Source organism: Microbacterium rhizosphaerae (genome assembly GCF_034120055.1).
GTDB lineage: Bacteria > Actinomycetota > Actinomycetes > Actinomycetales > Microbacteriaceae > Microbacterium > Microbacterium rhizosphaerae.
The window spans coordinates 2230444-2253176 of the sequence record NZ_CP139368.1; the positions used below are offsets into that span (position 1 = coordinate 2230444).

General features: G+C 70.6%; 22 protein-coding genes and 1 tRNA gene. 6 read left to right on the top strand and 17 right to left on the bottom strand.

The features are described from left to right. Positions 1-22 precede the first annotated feature (22 nt). From SM116_RS09915 to SM116_RS09950, 8 genes are all read right to left on the bottom strand, one after another. Positions 23-2500 (bottom strand): DEAD/DEAH box helicase, encoded by a 2478-nt coding sequence (locus SM116_RS09915; protein ID WP_320940823.1) that lies wholly within the window; start codon positions 2498-2500, stop codon positions 23-25. Next, entirely contained in the window at positions 2497-3261 is a 765-nt protein-coding gene (gene tatC / locus SM116_RS09920; protein WP_320944152.1) for a twin-arginine translocase subunit TatC, read from the bottom strand. The genes SM116_RS09915 and tatC overlap by 4 nt, the downstream gene beginning before the upstream one ends. Before the next feature lie 65 nt (positions 3262-3326). Beyond that, positions 3327-3572: a Sec-independent protein translocase subunit TatA gene (gene tatA / locus SM116_RS09925; protein ID WP_320940824.1), complete on the bottom strand. Its 246-nt coding sequence runs from the start codon at positions 3570-3572 to the stop codon at positions 3327-3329. Between the two features lie 63 nt (positions 3573-3635). After that, positions 3636-4595, bottom strand: a complete 960-nt coding sequence (locus SM116_RS09930) for a helix-turn-helix transcriptional regulator (RefSeq protein WP_320940825.1) — start codon at positions 4593-4595, stop codon at positions 3636-3638. Beyond that, the gene (locus SM116_RS09935; RefSeq protein WP_425563290.1) at positions 4592-5524 is read right to left on the bottom strand and encodes a helix-turn-helix transcriptional regulator; all 933 of its coding nucleotides are present in this window, start codon (positions 5522-5524) and stop codon (positions 4592-4594) included. Before SM116_RS09935 ends, SM116_RS09930 begins: the two co-directional genes overlap by 4 nt. A 124-nt stretch (positions 5525-5648) precedes the next feature. After that, positions 5649-6590, bottom strand: a complete 942-nt coding sequence (locus SM116_RS09940) for an FKBP-type peptidyl-prolyl cis-trans isomerase (protein ID WP_320940827.1) — start codon at positions 6588-6590, stop codon at positions 5649-5651. A 24-nt stretch (positions 6591-6614) separates the two neighbouring features. Further along, entirely contained in the window at positions 6615-7640 is a 1026-nt protein-coding gene (locus tag SM116_RS09945) for a tRNA (adenine-N1)-methyltransferase (protein WP_320940828.1), read from the bottom strand. After that, positions 7637-8338: an HAD family hydrolase gene (locus SM116_RS09950; RefSeq protein WP_320940829.1), complete on the bottom strand. Its 702-nt coding sequence runs from the start codon at positions 8336-8338 to the stop codon at positions 7637-7639. Before SM116_RS09950 ends, SM116_RS09945 begins: the two co-directional genes overlap by 4 nt. A gap of 92 nt (positions 8339-8430) precedes the next feature. On the opposite strand from SM116_RS09950, the gene SM116_RS09955 reads away from it, so the two are divergent. Then, the gene (locus SM116_RS09955; RefSeq protein WP_320940830.1) at positions 8431-9309 is read left to right on the top strand and encodes a PAC2 family protein; all 879 of its coding nucleotides are present in this window, start codon (positions 8431-8433) and stop codon (positions 9307-9309) included. Between the two features lie 72 nt (positions 9310-9381). On the opposite strand, the gene SM116_RS09960 is transcribed toward SM116_RS09955, so the two are convergent. After that, on the bottom strand, positions 9382-10215 hold the full coding sequence (locus SM116_RS09960; RefSeq protein ID WP_320940831.1) for an undecaprenyl-diphosphate phosphatase: 834 nt from the start codon (positions 10213-10215) through the stop codon (positions 9382-9384). Between the two features lie 9 nt (positions 10216-10224). Beyond that, entirely contained in the window at positions 10225-11550 is a 1326-nt protein-coding gene (locus tag SM116_RS09965; protein ID WP_320940832.1) for a M20/M25/M40 family metallo-hydrolase, read from the bottom strand. 101 nt (positions 11551-11651) lie between these two features. Here SM116_RS09965 and SM116_RS09970 point away from each other — a divergent pair. After that, a tRNA-Leu gene (locus SM116_RS09970) sits at positions 11652-11736 on the top strand. Positions 11737-11801: 65 nt separating this feature from the next. Here SM116_RS09970 and SM116_RS09975 read toward each other — a convergent pair. The 3 genes from SM116_RS09975 to SM116_RS09985 form a co-directional block, all read right to left on the bottom strand. Then, on the bottom strand, positions 11802-12896 hold the full coding sequence (locus tag SM116_RS09975) for a hypothetical protein (RefSeq protein ID WP_320940833.1): 1095 nt from the start codon (positions 12894-12896) through the stop codon (positions 11802-11804). Between the two features lie 72 nt (positions 12897-12968). Further along, positions 12969-14066 (bottom strand): VIT1/CCC1 transporter family protein, encoded by a 1098-nt coding sequence (locus tag SM116_RS09980; protein ID WP_320940834.1) that lies wholly within the window; start codon positions 14064-14066, stop codon positions 12969-12971. A 119-nt stretch (positions 14067-14185) separates the two neighbouring features. Next, complete coding sequence (locus SM116_RS09985) at positions 14186-16063, bottom strand: DEAD/DEAH box helicase (protein ID WP_320940835.1); 1878 nt, start codon at positions 16061-16063, stop codon at positions 14186-14188. Positions 16064-16218: 155 nt separating this feature from the next. On the opposite strand from SM116_RS09985, the gene SM116_RS09990 reads away from it, so the two are divergent. After that, entirely contained in the window at positions 16219-17079 is an 861-nt protein-coding gene (locus SM116_RS09990; RefSeq protein WP_320940836.1) for an SGNH/GDSL hydrolase family protein, read from the top strand. Position 17080: 1 nt separating this feature from the next. Continuing rightward, the gene (locus SM116_RS09995; protein WP_320940837.1) at positions 17081-17770 is read left to right on the top strand and encodes an SDR family oxidoreductase; all 690 of its coding nucleotides are present in this window, start codon (positions 17081-17083) and stop codon (positions 17768-17770) included. Here SM116_RS09995 and SM116_RS10000 read toward each other — a convergent pair. Beyond that, complete coding sequence (locus tag SM116_RS10000; protein WP_320940838.1) at positions 17739-18566, bottom strand: TrmH family RNA methyltransferase; 828 nt, start codon at positions 18564-18566, stop codon at positions 17739-17741. The genes SM116_RS09995 and SM116_RS10000 overlap by 32 nt on opposite strands. A gap of 161 nt (positions 18567-18727) precedes the next feature. Here SM116_RS10000 and SM116_RS10005 point away from each other — a divergent pair, with 161 nt between their 5' ends. Together SM116_RS10005 and SM116_RS10010 are read left to right on the top strand one after the other, a co-directional pair. Continuing rightward, a complete protein-coding gene (locus SM116_RS10005) occupies positions 18728-19579 on the top strand; it encodes a Sir2 family NAD-dependent protein deacetylase (RefSeq protein WP_320940839.1) in 852 nt (283 codons plus the stop codon). Positions 19580-19588: 9 nt separating this feature from the next. Next, positions 19589-20194, top strand: a complete 606-nt coding sequence (locus SM116_RS10010) for a histidine phosphatase family protein (protein WP_320940840.1) — start codon at positions 19589-19591, stop codon at positions 20192-20194. Between the two features lie 45 nt (positions 20195-20239). Here SM116_RS10010 and SM116_RS10015 read toward each other — a convergent pair whose 3' ends face one another. From SM116_RS10015 to SM116_RS10025, 3 genes are read right to left on the bottom strand one after another with little or no spacing between them, the layout of a single operon-like run. Next, positions 20240-21049, bottom strand: a complete 810-nt coding sequence (locus SM116_RS10015; protein WP_320940841.1) for an HpcH/HpaI aldolase/citrate lyase family protein — start codon at positions 21047-21049, stop codon at positions 20240-20242. Beyond that, entirely contained in the window at positions 21046-21573 is a 528-nt protein-coding gene (locus tag SM116_RS10020) for a MaoC family dehydratase (protein WP_320940842.1), read from the bottom strand. Before SM116_RS10020 ends, SM116_RS10015 begins: the two co-directional genes overlap by 4 nt. A 4-nt stretch (positions 21574-21577) precedes the next feature. Next, on the bottom strand, positions 21578-22729 hold the full coding sequence (locus SM116_RS10025; protein ID WP_320940843.1) for an acyl-CoA dehydrogenase family protein: 1152 nt from the start codon (positions 22727-22729) through the stop codon (positions 21578-21580). Positions 22730-22733: the final 4 nt, after the last annotated feature.

Here is a 22733-nt window from a genome sequence, read left to right on the forward strand (position 1 = left end):
GCCACCGCGAAATGCGCGGGTTTCACACCGAGGAGTACGCCACGATGCCGTGCCGCACCTCATCGAGCGCCGTGCGCGCGGTGGACGCCAGCGCGGGTTGCGCGACGAGCGAGAGCTGGTCGAGCAGGTCGATCGTCTGCTTCGCCCAGCGTACGAAGTCCCCCGCCGCCATGTCGGCCTCGATGAGCACCCGGTCCAGCGGCATCCCCAGCGCCCACGCATGCATCGCGGTCGCGAGCCCCGTCGCGACAGGGTTGGAGCCCGGGAGGCGGTGCTCGCGCTCGAGGTCGTCGAGCTCCTGCCAGAGGTCCTGCGTGGCCGTGAGCGCGGCACGGAACGCTCCGCGCGGAAGGCCGTTCGCACCCGGGCCGTCGCCATCCCGCCGCGGCTCGTACACGAGGCAGCAGGCGATCGCGGCGAGGGATGCGGCATCCAATCGGTCCCAGAGTCCGAGCCGCAGGGACTCGGCCACGAGCAGGTCGCGCTCGCCGTAGATCCGTCGCATGGTCGCACCCGACGCCGTGACCCGCGTGGCGGCTCCCGTGCCCTCGACGTAGCCGACCTCGCCCAGCACCTCGACCACGCGGTCGAAGACGCGGGCGACCGTGCCCGTACGGGTCTCGATCTGCTGGCGCAGGCGATCGGCGGTGCGGCGCAGCTTCCAGTACCGCTCGGCCCATCGGGCATGGTCCTCGCGGTCGGGACAGGAGTGGCAGGGGTGGCGCTGCATCCGTCGCCGCAGCGTGGCGATCTGCTTGTGCCGGGCGTCGCGTGTGGAGCGGGAGGCGTTCGCGTCCTTGCGGTTGATCTTCTCCAGATCGCCCAGCTCGCGGCGGATGCCCGAGTACTCGGCGAAGTCACCGCGATCGCAGCTCATCGCCTTCGCGTAGCCGGCGAGCGACTCCTCCTGCTCGCGGACTTGTCGGGCGAGGCCGACGACGGCGCGATCGGCTTGGAACTGCGCGAACGACGACTCGAGGATCTGCCGTGCCCGCGGACGCCCGAACTGCTCGATAAGGTTCACCGCCATGTTGTACGTCGGCCGGAAGCTCGAGTTCAGCGGGTAGGTGCGGCGGGATGCGAGGGCCGCCACCGCCTGCGGGTCGAGGCCTTCGGTCCACTGGATGACGGCGTGGCCCTCGACGTCGATGCCGCGCCGCCCGGCGCGGCCGGTGAGCTGCGTGTACTCCCCCGGTGTGATGGCGACCCGCGCCTCGCCGTTGAACTTCTCCAGCTTCTCGAGGACCACGGTGCGTGCCGGCATGTTGATGCCGAGGGCGAGCGTCTCGGTCGCGAAGACCGCCTTCAGGAGCTTGCGCTGGAAGAGCTCCTCGACGACCTCCTTGAATGCGGGCAGAAGCCCCGCGTGATGGGCGGCGACGCCGCGCTCGAGGTTCTCCCGCCATTCCCAGTAGCCGAGGACCGCGAGGTCCTCGTCGAGCATCATGCGGGTGCGCTCGTCGACGATGGCACGGATCTCGGCGCGCTCCTCCGGCGTCGTGAGGCGGAGCCCGGCGCGGCGCACTTGCTGCACCGCGGCGTCGCAGCCCATCCGGCTGAAGATGAAGAAGATCGCGGGCAGGAGGTTCGCCCGGTTCAGCAGCTCGACGACGTCGGGGCGGTCGAGCCGCTCGATGCGGCTCACGTTCGCCGAGCGCACCGGCCGTGTGCCGCCCTTGTGCGGGCGGCGGCGGACCGCTTCATAGCCGGCGTGGCGTGCACTGCTCGACGCCTGGGCGCGCCGGTTGCTCTCGTACGTCTGGCCCTTGAACGAGCGGATGCGCATCAGTTCCTGGTTGACGCGTGCGGTGGCCACGCCCGCGCGGTCGTCGAACAGGGGCAGCAGGTCGCTGCGCACCAGAACATGCTGTTCGAGCGGAACCGGCCGCGTCTCGGACACGATGACCTCGGTGTCGCCGCGTACCGTGTCGAGCCAGTCGCCGAACTCCTCCGCGTTGGAGACCGTGGCCGACAGAGACACCAGGCGGACGGCGGACGGGAGGTGGATGATGACCTCCTCCCACACGGCTCCGCGGAAGCGGTCGGCGAGGTAGTGCACCTCATCCATCACGACGAAGCGCAGCCCGCGCAGCGCGGGAGAGTCCGCGTACAGCATGTTGCGCAGGACTTCCGTCGTCATGACGACGATGCGCGCGTTGCCGTTGATGTTCGTGTCGCCGGTGAGAAGGCCCACGTCGTCCGGCCCGTACACGTCGACGAGCTCACGGAACTTCTGGTTCGAGAGCGCCTTGATCGGGGTCGTGTAGAACGCCTTCTCATCGCTCTCGCGCATGGCGAGATGGATCGCGAATTCGCCCACGATGGTCTTGCCCGCGCCGGTCGGGGCAGCGACGAGCACGCTGCGGCCCTCCTCCAGTGCACGGCAGGCCTCGATCTGGAAAGGATCCAGCGAAAAGCGCTGGGAATCCGCGAACGCCGTGGCGAGCGGATGCGCTGCGGCCGCACGGGCCTGTTCGTACCGCTCGGAGGGGGAGCTCACTCCACTGGGTCCGGCGGCAGGATGAGCTTCTCGCGCTTGCGCTTTCGCCGGTCGAACAGCATGGAGATTCCCACCGCCGCGAAGTACAGCACGGCGAGGATGCCGCCGAGCAGCAGCATGGACGTCACATCTGCGGCGGGGGTGGCCGCGGCCGCGAAGACCGCGATGACGACGATGGCGATCCGCCAGGCCTTGAGGATGCCGCGACCCGACACGACGCCCGCGAGGTTCAGCGCCACCAGGAACACGGGGGTGACGAACGAGACCCCGATCACGAGAAGCAGCTTGAAGACGAAGTCGTAGTAGGTCGAATAGTCGTAGAACTGCGAGATGCCTTTGCCCTCCGGCACGAAGTTCGCCATCAGCAGGACCATGTGCGGCATGATCAGCCAGCCGACGTAGAGTCCGGCGGCGAACAGCGGAACAGCGGCACCGAGGAACCCGATCGTGTACCGGATCTCCTTACGGGTGAGCCCGGGCATGATGAACGCCCAGATCTGCCAGAGCCAGATGGGCGCGGACAGAAGCAGCCCGATCGAGAACGCGATGCGCATGTGGAGATCGAAGCCGCTCGAGACCGTGTTGAAGTTCAGGGCGGTGTACAGCCGCCCCTGCTCCACTGCGATCTGCTTGATGGGCTGGGCCAGCAGATCGATCACCGGCCCGGAGATGATGAACGCGATGACCATCCCGACGATCAGCGCCGCGGCCGCGATGAACAGGCGGCGCCGCAGTTCGAGCAGATGCTTGATCAGCGGCATCCGCTTGTCGTTGCGAGGTGCCTCCGGCCCGCTGAGCTGGGAGGTTCCAGCCGTAGCCACGTCCGTCAGGAGTTGGAGTCGGCGGGCTTGCCCGACTCGACCGAAGCCTTCGCCGCGTCATCAGACGCGGGCTGCTCGACCTTCGCGCTCGCCGTCGCGTTGTCCTCTTCCTTCATCGCCTTCATCTCACCCTTGAACACCCGCGCCGACTGCCCGAGGCTCTTGGCCAGCGCCGGCAGCTTCGCCGCGCCGAAGATCAGGATGATGACGGCGAGGATGATCAGCAGGTGCGGCCATCCGAATGCGCCCATGAGGAGCCCTCCAAGTCGTTTGGGGCCAGTCTAATACCGTCCGGCCCGGAGTATCCGCGAGTCTCAGTGGTATTGGGCGAGTCCGGCCTCTGCCCAGGCCGCCGCGGCGGCGCGGGCCGCCGGCGGCGACAGGATCTCTACCGCTCCGCCGCGGCGTGCGGCGAGGCGCTTGAGGCTGTGCTCGTCGGCGACCTGCAGCGTCGCGGTGGTGATGCCCCCCGACGACTCCACAATCGCCCGGTCGAGGTAGTCGCCGAGCAGGGGGGCGACGTCGTCGGCGAAGCGCACACGGATCTCGATGTCGTTCTCGCCCGGGGAGAAGAGCGCAGGCACGCTGTCGTCGCCGTGGGTGATCGGGATGTCGGTGAGCTCGAGGTCGCTCACCCGGTCGAGGTGGAACGTGCGCATCGCCTGACGGAGGTGGCACCAGCCCTGCAGGTACCACTCGCCGTTCGCGATGTGCACCTTGACCGGGTCCACCGTGCGCGTGGTGGCCTCGGCATCCGGCGCCTTGTACGTGAAGGAGAGCGCGACGCCCGAGCGCAGCGCCTCGTCGACCGCGACGCGGACGGCGTCGACACGCGGCGGCACGACGATCACCTCGGCGGGGGCGCTGGCCGCGCCCTTGGACAGCTTGGCGAGAAGCCCGGCCACCACGTCGCTCGAGCCGACCCCGGGCAGCGATCGGGCCAGCTGCAGACCCGCGAGGAGTGCGGCGGCCTCGCGCGCCGTGAGCTTCGGCGCGCGCTCGAGGGCCACGGTGTTGGTGATGACGATCGTGTCCTGCTCGTCGAGCAGCTCCCAGTCGATGTCGAACAGATCGTTCGGCATCTGCCAGTAGCCCGCGTCGCCCGGGCGGCCGATCATGGTGAGCTGGCGCACCATGGCGCGCATCTGCTCGCGCGAGACGTCGAAGTCGTCGGCCGCCTCGGCGATCGAGACCTCCTCCTTCGCGACGAGGTAGGGAACGAGCTGCAGCATCAGGGCGGCGCGTGCCGACGCCTGGGCCGGACGCGGGCTCATGCGGCCCTCCCGGTGTGGACGTCGAGCGTGGCGCGCAGGCGACGGACGACCTCGTCGCGCAGCTGCAGGGGCTCGACGACGCGAACCTCGGGTCCGTACGAGGCGAGCTCGTCCGCCAGGACGTGCACATCCACGTACGGGACGCGGATGCCCTGCTCCGCCGGGGTCGCGCGACGACCCAGTCGTAGTGCGGCCTCGCTGCCGGGGTTCACCTCGAGCAGGGCCGACATCCGCGCCGCGAGCGCCTCCAGGCCCTTCAGCGCGCGATCCCCCGCGCCCTCGCGCTGCGCGGGGTCGAATGCTTCGCGTGTCGCGACGACGTCGCCGACGATGCGCGAGAGCAGAAAGGTGCGGTCGGCCTGCGCCATGAGGTCGTAGCCGTACACGTGCCACCGCGACTCGTAGTCGACGAGGGCGAGCGGACGGATGCGGCGCACCCGGGGCGACGGCTCACCGGGTTTGAGATAGGGGAAGGTGACGACGCGCGACTGCTCGATGGCCTGCTGGAGCGGTGCGAACGCAGGGTCGCGCAGGCTGATGCGGGGGGCGTAGCCGATGATGGGCTCGTCGACGCTGATGCCGAGCGCACGGATCTTCCGCAGCCCGCTGCGGGCTTCCTCGGACAGCGATCCTTCGCCCCACACGCTCCCGGCCAGGTTGAGCAGGGCGATCTCGGCCGGTGTGAATTCGATATCGACCGGGAGTTCGTACTCTCCCGACGGCACGCGGTAGCGCGCTTCGCGCAGATCGTCGGGGTCCGCGGCATCCCCGATGGTCTCGATCGGCACGCCGAGCCGACGCAGGCTCTCCTTGTCGCGCTCGAACATCTTCTCGAGCGCGTCGCGGCCGGCACCCGCCTCGGACTGCTCGCGATAGCCGGAGACGGACTCGAGGATCGTGTCCTTCGTGAGCCCCTGCTCGGTGGCCATGAGGGCCACCACCAGGTTGAGCAGGCGCTCTTCGGGAGCCGTGTTCGTCGCCACGACCCCCATCCTATGGGCGGGCTATCGGCCGCAGGACAGGACTCCCCCTGGAGGTCCGCGGGCTCGGGTGTCAGCCTGCGGCGGCGGCGTCGAGACCGAGGATGTCGATGACGTAGATGTGCGCCTGCTTCTGGTCGCCGCCCGATGCTCCGTCCTTGCCGGCGGGCACCACGACGAGCAGCTCCGACCCCACGGTCGCACCCTTCAGCGCCTTGGCGAGATCGGGCGAGACGCTCGAGAGGTCGACGGACTCCGGCTCGCCGCCCCACGTCGTGTTCACGACCTGCTTGTCGTCCCACGTCACCTCGAGCGAGTGGATGCGCACGGGGTCCTTGCCCGTGACCGCGGCGCCGGCGCCCTTCTTGAGCGTCTGCACGACGAGCTCCGACGGCGCGGATCCGTCGGGGACGATGACGCCGGGGCGGCCGCTGTCCGTGCGGACGACGACGGGCAGCCCGAATCCCGCGTTGTACTGGTCTGCGCCGTCGGCCTTGGTCAAGTAGACCTTCTCGACGTCGATGACGGCGACCGAGGAGTCCTTCGGGCCGAGGGCGAGGCCTGCGTCGGCGGAGACTCCCTTGGGCGGGAGCGCCACCGCGACGCGGGTGCCGGGGGTCGCGCACTGCACGGCATCGCGGATGCCGGGCAGGATCTTCGTCCAGAACGACAGCGGCTGCACCTGGGACAGGTCGCCGTAGGTGGTCGTGCCGAGCACCTTGCCGTCGGCGCCGCTCACGACCGTGATGCCGAGGACGACCAGCTGATCGTCCGCCGTGATCGGCGTGCCCTTGCCTGTCTCGATGGTCTTGAACGACGTGTCGGGGGTGTGGAACGGAGTGCCGATGTGCACCGTCGGCTGCGAGCCGACCGCTCCGCTGACGTCGATCAGGCCGGCGGCGTCGCCGACCGACGAGGGCGTCGGGCACGACGCGGCGGTCGTGCCGGACGCGCAGCCGGTCAGCGCGAGGGCGGAGAGGCCGATGACGGCGAGGACAGCAGGCAGAGTGCGCACCGCAGAAGTCTAGGCGGCCACAGTCTATGAATCCGACGTGAGGGCGTCCTCGTCGCCGACGCCGGCCGCGAGGCGTGCGCCGTCCGCCGCCCGCTGCGCCTCGCGCACCCGCTTGCGCAGGTTCTTGTCGGTGATGGTGCGGTCGCCGACGGCTCCCGGGGTCCACAGCTCGACATCCTCATCGCCGTACGACGCCTTCTTCACCGTCCGCTTGCGAACGTCCGGCGGCACCGCGCCCGGTGCGAGCCGGCGCGCCGAGATGAGGAAGCCCGTGTGCGCGACCATCCGGTGGTCGGGTCGTACCGCGAGACCTTCGACGTGCCAGCCGCGGACCATCGTCTCGCTGGCCTGCGGCTCGGTGAACAGGTCCGTGCCGCGGATGTACTCGGCCACACGGCTGAGCTGGGTCGCCGTGGCGACGTAGCAGATGACGACCCCGCCGGGAGCGAGCGCCTCCGCGACGACGTCGACGCACTCCCACGGCGCGAGCATGTCGAGCACCACGCGGTCGACGGATGCGGGCTCCAGCGTGCGGGGCAGAGCCTCGACGAGGTCTCCGACGACGACGTCCCAGTTGCCCGGCATCCCGCCCATGAACGTCTCCACGTTCGCGCGTGCCACCTCCGCGAACTCGTCGCGGCGCTCGAACGAGACCAGCCGCCCGTCGACGCCCACGGCGCGCAGGAGGGACAGCGACAGCGCGCCGGAACCCACGCCGGCCTCCACCACCACCGCGCCGGGGAAGATGTCGGCCTGCACGACGATCTGCCCCGCATCCTTCGGGTAGACGATGGCCGCGCCGCGCGGCATCGACATGACGAAGTCGCGCAGGAGCGGGCGCAGGGCGAGGTACTCCATGCCGGAGCTGTTCGCGACGACCGAGCCGTCCGGCAGCCCGATGAGCGTCTCGTGGCGCAGCACGCCGTGATGCGTGTGCAGCTCGCCGCCCTCGCGCAGCGTGATGGTGTGCAGGCGTCCCTTGGGGCCGGTGAGCTGAACCCGGTCGCCGAAGCGGAACGGCCCCCTCGGGCGCAGGTCTGTGTCGGTCATGCGCGGGTGCGCTCCTTTCGGGCGTGGCGGGCGTGCAGCGCCCGCAGATCCTCGGCGGTCCGCCCCTCGAGCGTCGGCCAGAGCTCGTGCGCGCCGACGCCCTCGAGGGAGAGGGCGAGCGGGACGCCGAGGCTCACCGCTCCGGACGCCACCGCCGACCGGAGTCCGTTCGGCGAGTCCTCGATGGCCACCGCGTCGGCGGCGAGGACGCCGAGGGCCTCGCATGCGAGCAAGTAGGGGTCGGGGTAGGGCTTGGGTCGCGTCACGTCGTCGCCGGCGAAGACGACGTCGAAGGCGTCGAAGCCGATCCGCTCGACGATGATGTGGGCCATGCGGCGGCGCGACATCGTGACGAGGCCCGTCGGGATGCCGGCATCCTTGAGACTGCGCAGCAGCTCGCGGGCACCGGGGCGGAACGGATCGCGGCCGCCCGTCCGGCGCTCGCTCTCCAGCTGGGTCATCACCTGATCGGTGAGCCACTGCACGATGTGCTCCTCGGGCATCCGCACGCCGGCGGCCTGGAGCACCCGTGCACCGTCCTCGAGACCGGCGCCGACGAGGCCGAGCGCCTGCTCGTGGGTCCACGTGCCGCCGAAGCTCTCGACGAGCGCTCCTTCGGCTGCCATCCAGTACGGCTCGGTGTCGACGAGGGTGCCGTCCATGTCCCACAGGACGGCGGCGAGGCCGGGCGTTGTCACGAGACGACTCTAGCGAGCGCCCCTGTGCGCGCCCTCGCTCCACCCTCCTGTGCGGGGGCGGGCCTATCCTGGATGAAACGGGAGGAGCTCGTGTGGATGGACTCGGCCGACGGATCCTCGTCGCCGCCTTCGACGGCTGGAACGACGCGGGAGAGGCTGCGACGTCGGCCGTCGCGCTGATGCGCGACGAGGGCTCGTACGAGAAGGTCTTCGGCGTCGACCCCGAGCTGTACTTCGATTACCAGTACACGAGGCCCGTCGTCGCGCTGGATGCCGAGGGGCGCCGCACGCTCCGCTGGCCGGAGGCGACGATCCTGCGCCCGGCCAAGACCCGCCGCGGCCCCCAGCTGTGGCTGCTCACCGGCGCCGAGCCTGCGCGCGCGTGGCAGGGCTTCGCCGCCGAGATCATCGATGTCGCCTTGCGCGAGGACATCACAGGCTTCGTCGGGCTCGGCTCGATGATGTCGGACGTGCCGCACACGCGGCCGATCTCCGTCTTCGCCTCGAGTGAGAGCGAGGCGCTGCGCACCTCGCTCGACCTCGAACGCAGCACGTACGAGGGCCCGACCGGGATTCTCAGCGTGATCGCCGCGGGCGCGGAGGCCGCCGGCATCCCGTCGGCCATGCTGTGGGCGAGCGTGCCGCACTACGTCGCGGGGCACACGCCCTCGCCCAAGGCCAGTCTGGCGCTTCTGGATCGGCTCGAAGACGTCACCGGCGCCCCTGTGCCGCGGGGCGAGCTGGCGGCCGAGGCGGCCACGTGGGAGGCGACGATCGACGCCGCTGCGGCCGACGACGACGAGATGCGGGAGTACATCCGCCAGCTCGAGGCCACACGCGACACGTGGGACTCGCCCGACGCATCGGGCGATGCGATCGCCCGCGAGTTCGAGCGCTACCTGCGCCGCAACGGCGAGGGACCGGGCGATTCGCGCGGCAAGCCGGGTCGCGACGAGCCTCCACGCCGCTGACCGAGCCGCCGTGCCGCGGCCGGACACGACGAAGGGATGCCTCGCGGCATCCCTTCGTCGTCGTCTCGGCGCTCAGAACGGCTGGATGACGCCGAGCGACAGGAGCACCAGCAGGAGCGAGCCGATGAAGACGCGGTAGACGACGAACGGCAGGAAGCTGTGCTTCGAGATCCAGCCCATGAAGAAGGCGATGACGGCGAGCCCGACCCCGAACGCGACGACGGTCGCGACCGCGGTCTCGAGCAGGGAGTAGACGGCCGCCCCCGACTCCGTGACGCTCTTGGCGAGCTCGAACAGTCCGCTGCCGAAGACGGCGGGAATCGCGAGGAGGAACGCATACCGGGCGGCCGCGGCGCGCTCGTAGCCCAGGAAGAGACCCGCCGTGATCGTGCCGCCCGACCGTGAGACGCCGGGCAGGAGCGCGAGCGACTGCGCCAGTCCGTAGATCACGCCGTGGCCGATCGTGAGGTCCTCCAGCGTGCGCCGCTTCGCGCCGACCATGTCTGCGATGCCGAGGAGCACGCCGAAGAAGATCAGCGTGGTCGCGATGAGCCACAGCGAGCGGAACGCGGTCTCGATCTGCTTCTGGAAGAGAAGGCCCAGCACCACGATCGGAACGGTGCCGATGATGATGAGCCAGCCGAGGCGCGCATCGGGGTCGGCGCGCGGCACGCGCCCGATGAGCGAGCGGAACCAGCGGCCGACGATGCGCACGATGTCGCGCCAGAAGAAGACGACGACGGCGGCCTCCGTGCCGAGCTGAGTGATGGCGGTGAACGCCGCTCCGGGATCCTGCGCGTCCGGAAGGAATGTTCCGACGATGCGCAGGTGTGCGCTGGAGGAGACGGGCAGGAACTCGGTGAGGCCCTGCACGAGTCCGAGGAAGATCGCCTCGATGAGGTGCATGGACGCCTCTCAGTACGTGCGCAGGAGGTCGGTCAGCACACGCTTGCCGAACTCCAGCGCATCCAGCGGCACCCGCTCGTCGGTCCCGTGGAACATGCCCGTGAAGTCGAAGTCGACGGGCAGACGCAGCGGGGCGAAGCCGTAGCCGGTGATGCCGAGCCGCGAGAGAGCCTTGTTGTCCGTGCCGCCGGCGAGCAGGTACGGGAGGACGGGCACGCCCGGGTCGTGGGCGCCCAGTGCGCCCACCATGGCCTCGACGAGAGCTCCCTCGAACGGCGTCTCGAGCCCGATGTCGCGGACGACCGTCTCGATCTCGACATCCGGCCCGACGAGCTCGCGGATCTCCTCGAGCGCGACGTCCTCGGTGCCGGGCAGCACGCGCACGTCGATGGTCGCCTCCGCGCGGTCGGGGATGACGTTGTGCTTGTACCCCGCGGTGAGACCTGTCGGGTTGGTCGTCGTGCGCCACGACGACTTCAGGAAGCCGGATGCCGGTCCCGCGGCGTCCGCGAGGGCATCGGGGTCGTCGCCGTCGGCGGAGGCTCCGAGGCCGCGGAGGCCGTCCAGGAGCGCGCGCGTCGTCGGGGTGAGCGTGACGGGCCAGGACGCCCGCCCGAGGCGGGCGACGGCCTCGGAGAGGATCGTGACGGCGTTCACCGGGTGGAAGCGGCTGCCGTGGCCGCCCCGGGTGCGAGCGACGAGCCGGATCCAGACGAGGGCCTTCTCCCCGACCTGCAGGAGGTACGCGCGACGATTCGCGACGGCGATCGAGTAGCCGCCGACCTCGCTGATCGCCTCGGTCGCTCCATCGAACCACGACGGTCGATCCCGGACGACGAGGGCGGAGCCTTCGACTCCCCCGTTCTCCTCGTCGGCGAAGAACGTCAGCACGAGGTCGCGCTCGGGCTGGTCGCCGGAGCGGAGGATGTCCGCCACCGACGTGAGGATCATCGCATCCATGTTCTTCATGTCGACCGCGCCACGGCCCCACAGCATCCCGTCGCGGATCTCGCCGGCGAACGGGTCGACGCTCCAGTCCTCGGCGATGGCCGGGACGACGTCGAGGTGCCCGTGGACGACCAGTGCGGGCTTGTCGGGGTTCTTCCCGCGCACGCGCGCAGCCACGTTCGTACGGCGCTCGATGGGCTCGTAGTACTGCGGCCGCAGCCCGAGGTCGGCCAAGTACGCGCCCACGTACTCGGCGGCCTCGCGCTCGCCGCGGGAACGGCCCCCTCCCCAGTTCGTCGTGTCGAACCGGATCAGATCGCGCGCGACCCGGACCACCTCCTCCCGGGGCTCCTCGGGGGTGAGCGGGGAGTCCGGGTTCTCGGGCATGCGTCCCAGGTTATCGGCACGCCAGGAGCCGCATCGATTCTGTGGTCCGCGCTTTACGTGATAGTGTCAATCCTCGGTTGCGCAAGCAGCCGACACCACCTGCGCGGGTGGCGGAATAGGTAGACGCGCTAGCTTGAGGTGCTAGTGCCCGTATAGGGCGTGGGGGTTCAAGTCCCCCCTCGCGCACAGAGAGACAAAGGGTCCCGAAAGGGGCCCTTTGTCGTTGCGACCTGCGGTTTCTGACGCCGCGCTCACCCCGCGAGGACCGGCTCCGCCTTCGGCTCGACGGCGACCTCGAACGCGGTCTCGTCGACCGGCAAGGTGGCGACCTCGGTGACGAGCACGGTGGCGAGGGCCGTGTTCCGGATGAAGAGGATGATCCACGTGAACGCCATCACGGCCGCGATCAGCTCCACCGCTGTGAGGGTGTAGTAGCCGACCGCGTAGAACGAGCCGATGAGCACCGTCACCGCGACGAACACGCGTCCGAGCCAGATGAATCCGCGGGCGAGACCCGGCACCCACGACGGCACGCGGAGGGCCAGGATGCAGAAGACCACTCCCATGCCGGATGCCGAGAGCGTGTGCACCCAGAAGAAGACGTCGACCGGGAACAAGCCGACGAACGCGAGCAGCACGCCCATGAGCACGAGGAAGACACGGAGTCTGGCCACCCCACCGGCGCTGGCACCGGGAAGCGCTCGGGTGATGTAGCGGGTGAGGGTCGTGATCATCAGTCCGGCCACGACCAACGTCAGGTTGAAGGTCAGCGCCGAGTTGTCGTTCGTCATGCCGAGGGCGCTCAGATTGAACCGCCACCAGTGCGGATTGCTCGCGCTCAGCATGCTCGCGACGAGTCCCTCGGCGAGGAAGACGGCGAGCACCACCGCGAGCGTCATCAGGCTGCTGCCCGTCGCCGCATGGAGCACCAGATAGGTCGTCACGGCGGTCACGGCGCCCGTGGCGAACAGCAGCGGGATCGGGTAGACGACCGCCTTCCCGAAGCTCTGTGCGAGGATCGCCGACAGAAGCGTCCACGACAGCAGCGCGATGACCGCATGGGCGAGGGCGACCACGCCGAGGTCGACGAGGTCCATGACCCGTGGCGGATGCTCCGGATCGCGTACGACGTACCGACCGAACACGAAGACGACGATGGCCGCGACGGTCGCGGCGACCGCTGCGAACTGGCCGACGGATCCCGGCCCGGCGATCGGAGCGGGCTCGAGGCGGAAGACCAGCAGCGCGGCGACGATCGAGACCGCGGATGCTGCCCCCGCGACGACGATCGCAAGGGATTCACGGGCGCGCCCGTCGGCGGTGAACACGACCCGTGTCATCGCCACTACCACCCCCCGTCCGATTTTACGGGCCGAGGAGCCCGTTTTCCGTCATACGAACGGCATGGGACACGAACGTCAGCCGCCCATCGTGACATCGAACAGCAGACCGAGCACATAGGTGACCGCCGCCGCGCCGAATCCGATGGAGAGTTGCCGCAACCCGCGCATGAGTGGAGAGGTGCCCGAGAGCAGGCCCACCATCGCGCCGGTGAGCATGAGCGCGATGCCGACGAGCACGAGCGCGACGACCACCGCGGCCGGGCCTGACAGCCCGAAGATCCACGGCAGCACCGGGATCACGGCGCCGGACGCGAAGAACAGGAAGCTCGAGAGGGCGGCCCGCCACGCATCGCCGATGACCTCGTGGGTCTCGGTCGCATCGGCGCGGTGGCGGTACGACAGCGGACGGTCTGATGCCGCGGCCCGCGCGTGCTCGAGCGCCTGCCGGGCGCGCTCCTGCGCGGCCACCTCCGTCAGCCCTCGCGAGCGGTAGACGAGGGCCAGCTCGTTCGCGTCGAGGTCGAGGTCGGGCAGCACCTCGGCGGCGTCGGAGCCGGGCTCCGTGGCAGCGAGCAGCTCGCGCTGCGACTGCACGGAGACGAACTCGCCGGCCCCCATCGACAGCGCTCCGGCCAACAGGCCCGCGATGCCGCTGAAGAGGACGAGCTGAGGCGGGGCGCCCGTCGCACCGATGCCCATGACGAGCGCGAGGTTGGACACGAGCCCGTCGTTGGCGCCGAAGACCGCCGCCCGGAAGGTGCCGGACAAGTGGCGGCGCCCCCGCGCCGCGAGGCCCCGCACGACCTCGCGGTGGACCTTCTCGTCGGCTCGCATCGCCGGCGTGGCGTGCGGGTCGTCGTCGTAGGGCGAGCGGTCCTCGGCGTTCTGCGCGAGCGCGAGCACGAAGATCGAGCCGAAGCGGCCCGCCATCCACCCGAGGGCCCGCGTCCGGAACGAGGCGCGCGGAAGGGATGCCGGCTCTCCGCCGAGGATGGTCAGCCAGTGCTGCTCATGCCGTCCCTCGGCCTCGGCGAGGGCGAGGAGGATCGCGCGCTCCTCCCCCGAGCGTCGCTGGGCGAGCTCGCGATAGACGCGGGCCTCGGCGCGCTCGTTCACGAGGTAGCGCGTCCAGCGGCGGCGTTCGCGGGCGGTGGACGGGGCGGGCGCGCTCAAGGGAGCCTCCTCGGCTGCGGCGGGTGCGGGAACCGTTCGAGGCTATCCGCCGGATCAGCCCGCGATCCGCGGAATCCCGCGATTGCCAGCATTTCGGGGATCCGAACGGCGCGCGCGGGTCAGGAGTGCACGCGCTTGCGGAGGACATCGATGCGCGCCTGCAGCTGCGCCACGGTGGCGTGCGAGACGGCAGGACCGCCGCAGATCCGTCGCAGCTCCGCGTGCACGAGGCCGTGGGCCTCCCCGCTCTTCCGCGCGTACAGCCCGACGAGGCTGTTCAGCAGCTGCCGCTGCTCCTTGAGGGTGCGGTGCAGGGCCTGCGGGAGCGCGGAATCGTCCGCGGCGGACGAATCGGCCGTACTCTCGCGTGCCTCGCGCTCCCTGCGGTGGCGTCCCTGGCGCGCCTGTCGCTGCATCAGCAGCTCGTGGACGTGCTCCGGCTCCAGAAGCCCGGGGATGCCGAGGAACTCCTCCTCCTCGATCGTGCCGGGCACGGCGAGCTGACCGAACTCCTTGCCGTCGAACAGGACTCGATCGAAATGCGCGAGCGAGCCCAGAGCCTGGTAGGTGAACTCCTCGGTGAGCGCATCGGATGCCGAGTCCTCGCGCTCGGCGGCATCCATCAGATCCTCTTCGGCGTTCCACTCGTCGCCGTCGCTCTCGCGGTCGAGGGCGTGGTCGCGCTGGCGCTCCAGCTCGTTCGCGAGCTCGAGCAGCTGCGGGACGTTCGGGAGGAACACGCTCGCGGTCTCGCCACGCCGGCGCGCGCGCACGAAGCGCCCGATGGCCTGCGCGAAGAACAGCGGGGTGGACGCGCTCGTGGCGTAGACGCCGACGGCCAGTCGCGGGACGTCCACGCCCTCCGACACCATGCGGACGGCCACCATCCATCGCGTGCTGCTCTTCGAGAACGTCTCGATGCGGCCCGATGCCTCGGCCTCGTCGGAGAGCACGACCGTGGGCTGCTCCCCGGTCAGCCCCGCGAGGATCGCCGCGTACGCGCGCGCCGCCGTCTGATCGGTCGCGATCACGAGGCCACCCGCATCCGGAACCTGCTCGCGGACCTCGCTCAGCCGCCGGTCGGCCGATCGCAGGACGGCGGGGATCCAGTCGCCCTCCGGATCGAGCGCGGTGCGCCACGCCTGCGAGGTGATGTCCTTCGTGTTGTCCTGTCCGAGATGCGCCTCCATCTCGTCGCCGGTCTTGGTCCGCCAGCGCATCTTTCCCGCGTACACGAGGAAGATCACGGGGCGGACGACGCCGTCCTCGAGCGCCCGACGGTAGCCGTACGCGTAGTCGGTGCGCGATATGCGGATGCCCTTCTCGTCGGGGTGGTATTCGACGAAGGGAATCGGGGCGGTGTCGGAGCGGAACGGCGTTCCGGAGAGGAGGAGCCGCCGTGCGGCGCGCTGGTAGGCGTCCCGCAGCGCGTCGCCCCAGCTGAGCGCGTCGCCCCCGTGGTGAACCTCGTCGAGGATCACGAGCGTGCGCCGATCCATCACGAGTCGCTGGTGCACCGACGACTTCACCGCCACTTGCGCGTAGGTCACGGCCACGCCGTGATAGTGCCGGGCGGGCGCGACATGACGGTTGCTGAAGGCGGGGTCCAGGCGGATGGAGACGCGAGCCGCGGCATCCGCCCACTGGGTCTTGAGGTGCTCCGTGGGCGCCACGACGACGATGCGATCGACCACGCCGCGCCGCATCAGCTCGCTCGCGAGGCGCAGGGCGAAGGTCGTCTTGCCGGCGCCCGGCGTGGCGGCGGCGAGGAAGTCGCGCGGCCCCTTGCCGACGCCGTCGGGCCCGTCCAGCGCGAAGTAGAGGTCGAGCGCCTCGGCCTGCCAGGCGCGCAGGCGCTGGGCCGTGCCCCACGGGGCGCGCTGCGGGAACGAGGGCGAGAGATGCTCCGCGGCGAAGCCGCCGAAGTGGGGGGCGGACTCCTCGTGACGGGAGACGTCGCCGGGGCCGACCGGGTCGGTGGTGGAGAACTCCTCCATGCGCCCCCGCCCTTCGTCTTGCCGTGCCGTCCCGTGTCGCTCCGCACGCGGGCAGACACGGGTCACCACGATAGACGACCTCTCGGACAGCATGCGCCGGGGCCGGCCCCATCCCGCGGGGATAGGCTCGAGGCATCCCCCGGTAGAAGGTCGAGATGAGCACGACGGACGCGAACCGCACCCCCTATGTCCCGAACGACGGACCACATCCCTGGCGTCGGTTCGTCGCGATCGGCGACTCGTTCACGGAGGGCATCGGCGACCCCGATCCTGACGCGCCGGGCGGTCACCGCGGCTGGGCGGACAGGGTGGCGGAGGTCCTCGCCGCGCAGGTGGACGACTTCGCCTACGCCAACCTCGCCATCCGGGGACGGCTCATCCGTCAGATCGTGGAGGAGCAGGTCGAGCCGGCGCTGGCGCTGAAGCCCGACCTCATCACGTTCTCCGCGGGCGGCAACGACGTGATCCGGCCGAACGGCGACCCCGACGCCATCGCCGAGCTCTTCGAGGACGCCGTCGTGCGCCTGTCGAGCCAGGGTGCGACCCTCGTCGTCTTCACCGGCATCGACACCAACTTCACGCCGGTGTTCCGGGGCATCCGCGGCAAGATCGCGATCTACAACGAGAACATCCGCGCGATCGCGGACAAGTACGACTGCATCGTCGCCGACCAGTGGGCGCTCAAGGAGGTGCAGGACATGCGGTTCTTCACCGATGATCGCCTGCACTACAACAGCCTCGGCCACCACGAGGTCGCGAGGATGGTGCTGCGCGCGCTCAACGTGCCCAACGATCTGAAGCCGATGCAGCCGGACGCGATCCCGTTCCGGACGTGGCGCGCTGCGCGCGCGAACGACCTCGTCTGGGCGCGCGAGTACTTCGTCCCGTGGGTGCTGCGGCGCGTGCGCCACCAGTCCTCGGGCGACAACATCGCGCCGAAGCGCCCCGAGCCGATGCCGGTGACGATCCTCGCGCCGGCGAAGGACGAGGCCGCTCACCGGGGAGAGCAGGTCTGACGTGGCGACGCACCTCATCACGGGGGCAGGCTCGGGCATCGGCGGTGTCCTCGGCGATCGCCTCGTCGAGCGCGGCGACGAGCTGTGGCTCATCGCGCGGGACGAGACACGGGCCGCGCAGTTCACGGAGCGGTTCCCGGGTGCGCGCATCCTCGTCGCCGACCTCTCCGACCCGGGCGGCCTCGCTTCCGCGCTCGGCGCGCAGGAGCTGCCTGATCGCCTCGACTCGCTCCTGCACGTCGCAGGCATCGTCGAGCTCGGCCGGATCGCCGAAACCCCGGTGGCGGCCTGGCAGCAGCAGCTCGACGTCAACGCCGTCGCGCCCGCGGAGCTGACCCGCATCCTGCTTCCCGCCCTGCGGGCCGGGCGCGGTCACGTGGTGTTCGTCAACTCCGGAGCCGGACGGCGCGTGCATCCCGGGTGGGGCTCCTATGCGGCGAGCAAGTTCGCCGTGCGGGCGATCGCCGACGCGCTGCGCGAGGAGGAGCGGGCGAACGGCGTGCGGGTGACCACGGTCTATCCCGGGCGGACCGCGACGCCGATGCAGGAGAAGGTGCACCGCCAGGAGGGGGCGGAGTACGACGCATCGCAGTGGATGCGGCCCGCCTCCGTCGTCACGACGATCCTGACCGCGCTCGACCTGCCTCGGGATGCCGAGATCACCGAGCTGATGGTGCGCCCGGGCGTCTGAGTCGACGGCTTCGCAGCTCCCACAGCGCGACGGCGCTGGCTGCGGCGACGTTGAGGGAGTCCACTCCCCCTGCCATCGGGATCGTCACGATCGTGTCGGCCGCGGCCAGTGCGCGACGGCTCAGGCCGTCTCCCTCGGCGCCGAGGAGCAGTGCGACACGCTCCGGGCGCTCGGCCGAGAAGGCATCCAAGGCGACCGCGTCGTCGGCCAGGGCCAGCGCGGCCACGTGCAGCCCCGTCTCGCGCAGCTGCCCGAACGATTCCAGCCGCGTCCACGGCACCTGGAACACCGTGCCCATGCTCACCCGCACGCTCCGGCGGTAGAGCGGGTCCGCGCAGCGGGGACTTACCAGCACGGCATCGGCTCCGAGTCCCGCGGCGGCGCGGAAGATCGCGCCGACGTTCGTGTGGTCGACGATGTCCTCCAGCACGACGACCAGACGGGCACCCGCGACGACCTCGGCGACCGGCGGCAGCTCGGGCCGGTGCATGGCGGCGAGCGCGCCTCGGTGCACGGCGTAGCCTGTGACGGCCTCCGCCACCTCGGCCGGGACGACATAGACGTCGGTGTCGTCGCCGGGGGGCAGCATCCGCTCGACGTCGGCCAGCCATTTGCTCTGGACCAGCACGGATCGCGGCCGATGGCCGGCAGCCAGCGCGCGGCCGATGACTTTCGCCGACTCCGCGATGTAGAGCCCGCCCTCCGGCTCCAGCAGACGGCGCAGCGCGACATCCGTGAGACCCCGGTAGTCCGCGAGCCGTGGGTCGTCCGGGTCGTCGATGGTCGCCACGCGCATCCATCCAGGATGCCTCAGGCGGCGACGTCCCGGGTGTCCGTAACATGCCCGAAAAGTGGTCGGCCTACACTGCCGAGGAGGGGGGCTGCCGTGACGCAGGCTGATCGGACCCCGCCACCGGAATTCGCGGGGTACGCCGCGAGCAGGAAGCACGGTGCTCCATGACCGCGACTCTCGCGCTGAATGCGCAGACGGCCATGCTCGTCGAGCGCGCGGTCGAGGTGCTGGGCGGGCGGCGCGTCGCCGTCCTGACCGGTGCGGGCGTGTCGACGGACTCCGGCATCCCCGACTATCGCGGCGAGGGCGCTCCCGTCCGGACGCCGATGACCGTCGACCGGTTCCTGGAATCGGATGCTGCGCGCCGCCGCTACTGGGTCGGCAGCCAGCTCGGCTGGCGCGCCTTCTCGAGCGCCGACCCCAACTCGGGGCATGAGGCTCTGGCCCGCCTCGAGAGCGACGGCGTCGTCACCGGCGTCATCACGCAGAACGTCGACGGCCTCCACTTGCGGGCAGGCACCCGGCGCCTGGTCGAGCTGCACGGGACGATGCGCCGCATCCAGTGCCTGCGCTGCGGCCAGATCTTCGACCGGCGGGATGTCTCGGCGCGCATCGACGCCGACAACCCCTGGCTGGCGCGCGACGGCGAGATCGTCCTCGGCCCGGACGGCGACGTGACGCCCGAGAGCGTCGAGGACTTCGTCCTGCCGCTGTGCACGGTGTGCGGCGGGACGCTGAAACCGGACGTGGTCTTCTTCGGCGAGTTCATCCCCGCCGGCAAGTTCAAGGAGGCCGAGCAGCTCGTCCACGCCAGCGAGGCCCTGGTCGTGGCGGGCTCGTCGCTCGTCGTGAACTCCGGGGTGCGCCTCGTCGAGCGCGCCCGGCGCCGGCGCATGCCGATCGTCGTCGTCAACCGCGGCGTGACGCGCGCGGACCCGTGGGCGGCGGTGAAGATCGACGCCGGCACCACGGAGGTGCTGAGCGCCCTGTCCGATCGTCTCCCCGCCGCTCGTTAGGCTCGAGTCATGACCGTCCTGACCCTCGTGCGCCATGGCGAGACCGAGTGGAACCGCGCGCGACGCATCCAGGGACTGACGGACATCCCGCTGAACGACACGGGACGGGCGCAGGCGCGGGATGCCGCGACCGGCCTCCTGCACCACCTCGATCCGACGGTTCCCGTCGTCGTCGCGGCGAGCGATCTGGCCCGCGCGCGGGAGACCGCCGAGATCATCGCGGAGACGCTGGGAGCGGCGACGCCGCGCCTGTACCCGGATCTGCGCGAGCGAGGCTACGGCCAGGCGGAGGGCGTCGGCATCGACGAGTTCGCGCAGCGCTGGGGGGCGTGGCACTCCGCCGAGGTGCCGGACGCGGAGACGCGCGACGACCTGCGCGTGCGCGCGCTGCGCGGGCTGCGCGCGGCTGTCGCCGATGCGCGTTCCTCCGTCGGAGCACCGGCGCCCACGCTCGTGATCGTGAGCCACGGCGCGCTCATCCGCGAGGTCATCCATCATGCGTCGGGCGGCACTCTCCCCCGCGACGGCGAACGCCTGCCGAACGGCTCCGCGCACCGCGTCATGTGGGAGCGCGATCGGATGCGGCTGCTCTCCTACACCGCCGGCATCGACTGACGCGGGCCGGATCGATCGGGTCCGATCGACGCGGGCTGGATCGGCTCAGAGTCTGTCGAGCACGCGTCGAGCATGCCGCAGCACGGGCTCGTCGACCATCCGCCCCTCGAACGCGAAGACGCCCCGCTCCCCGTCGGCCGCCGCGAGCACGGCTCGCGCCCACTCGGCCTCCGCCGCGGTCGGCCGGTAGGCCTCGCGGATGACGTCCACCTGGCTGGGATGGATGCAGGCTGTCGCCGCGAAACCGGAGGCCGCGGCATCCCTCGCCTCTCGTCGCTGTCCCTTCACGTCGGCGATGTCGAGGTGCACCGCGTCGATGGCGACCTTGCCGTGGGCGCCGGCTGCCACGAGAACGCGCGAGCGGGCGTAGCGCGCGACATCGCGGTAACGGCGCCGGTCGTTTCGGCTCGCCGTCCCGCCGAGGGACGCGACGAGGTCCTCGGCGCCCCACATGAGAGCCGTCACGCGCTCCAGGGCGGCGATCCGGTCGGCATTCTCGACGCCCCGCGCGCTCTCGCAGAGGGCGACGACCGAGAAGCGAGGGTCGATGGCCGCGATGCGCTGCGGCGACTCCGCCTTCGCGAGCATGATCGTGCGGTGATCCGTATGCGACAGGGTCGCCATGTCGTCGGCGAAGTCGTGCGAGCCGACGGGATTGACCCGCACGATCACCCGGTCGGGCTCCAGTTCGGCGTCGATCAGAGCACCTCGGGCAGCCGCCTTGTCGGCGGGCGCGACGGCGTCCTCGAGGTCGACGATGACGGCGTCGGCCCGCTCGAGCGCCTTGGCGTAGCGCTCGGGCCGGTCGGCGGGGCAGAACAGGATCGCGGGACCGCAGCCGAAGGGCCCGGTCATGCGTGGCTGTCCAGGATCGTGGCGTCGTCGGCCTCGCCGTCCTCGTCGTTCGCGGAACCCGCAGGGCGGCACCACATGAGCGCCACCCGCGTCGCCGTCGCCACGACCACCCCGTCCTGGTTGCGACCGGTGTGCACCATGGTGACGATCCCCTGGCCCGGACGCGACGCCGACAGCCGCGCGGCGGTGATCTCGGTCTCGGTGTAGAGCGTGTCCCCCGCGAACAGCGGGGCGGGAAAGCTGATGTCCCCCAGCCCCAGCTGCGCGACGAGCGTGCCCTGCGTCAGCTGCGAGACGGATGCGCCCACCATCGTGGCGAGCGTCCACATGGAGTTCATGAGGCGCTGGCCGAACGGCTGGGTCGCCGAGTACGCGGCATCCAGATGCAGTGCCTGCGTGTTCATGGTGAGAGACGAGAACAGGACGTTGTCGGCCTCGGTGGCGGTGCGTCCGGGGCGGTGCAGGTAGCGTGCGCCCACCTCGAACTCCTCGAACCACAGGCCGCGCTGCTCGATCACGGACATATCGTCACGCTACTCCGAGGGCCCGGGCGATCACGAGCAGCTGCACCTCGCTGGTGCCCTCGCCGATCTCGAGGATCTTCGAGTCGCGGTAGTGGCGGGCGACGAGGAACTCGTTCATGAAGCCGTTGCCGCCGAACAGCTGAGTGGCGTCACGCGCGTTGTCCATCGCCGCATCGCTCGCGGTGAGCTTCGCGATCGCGGCCTCGGTCTTGAACGGGCGGCCGTTGTCGCGCAGGCGCGCCGCGTGGTGCCAGGCGAGGCGGGCATTGTGCACGCGCGCCTGCATGCGCGCGAGCAGGAACTGCACGTGCTGGCGCGTCGACAGCGAGCTGCCGAAGACCGTACGGCTCTGGGAGTATGCGAGGGCCTCTTCGAGGCATCCCTCCGCCGCACCCGTCGAGAGCGCAGCGATGGCGATGCGCCCCTCGTCGAGCGTCTGCAGGAAGTTCGCGAAACCGCGCCCTTCCTGTCCGAGCAGGTTCTCCTCGGGGACGCGGGCATCCGAGAAGGTGAGGGGATGCGTGTCGGATGCGTGCCACCCGACCTTGTCGTACGCCGGCTCCACGGTGAAGCCGGGGGTGCCGTTGGGCACGATGATCGTGGAGATCTGCTTGCGCCCGCCGCTCTCGCCGGTGACCGCCGTCACCGTCACGAACCGGGTGATGGCGGTGCCCGAGTTCGTGATGAACTGCTTCGTCCCGTTGACGACCCACTCCGCGCCGTCGCGGCGGGCCGTGGTGCGCGTCGCGCCGGCATCCGATCCCGCCTCGGGTTCGGTGAGACCGAATCCCGCCAGTGCGCGCGCGGACAGCAGGTCGGGCAGGTGCTCGGCCTTCTGCGCATCCGTGCCGAACATGTAGACCGGCATCGCGCCGAGGCACGTGGCCGCCTCCAGCGTGATCGCGATGGACTGGTCCACGCGGGCGAGACCCTCGATCGCGAGGCACAGCGCGAAGAAGTCGCCGCCCTGTCCGCCGACCTCCTCGGGGAAGGGAAGGCCGAAGAGTCCGAGCTCGCCCATCTGCGCCACGATGTCGAGCGGCAGCTCGTGGTCGCGGTCCGCCTGGTACGACCGCGGAGCGACGACCTCGTCCGCGAACTCGCGGACCAGTCCTGCGAGCTCCTGCTCGTCGTCGGTGAGAGTGCTGTCGATCATGGTT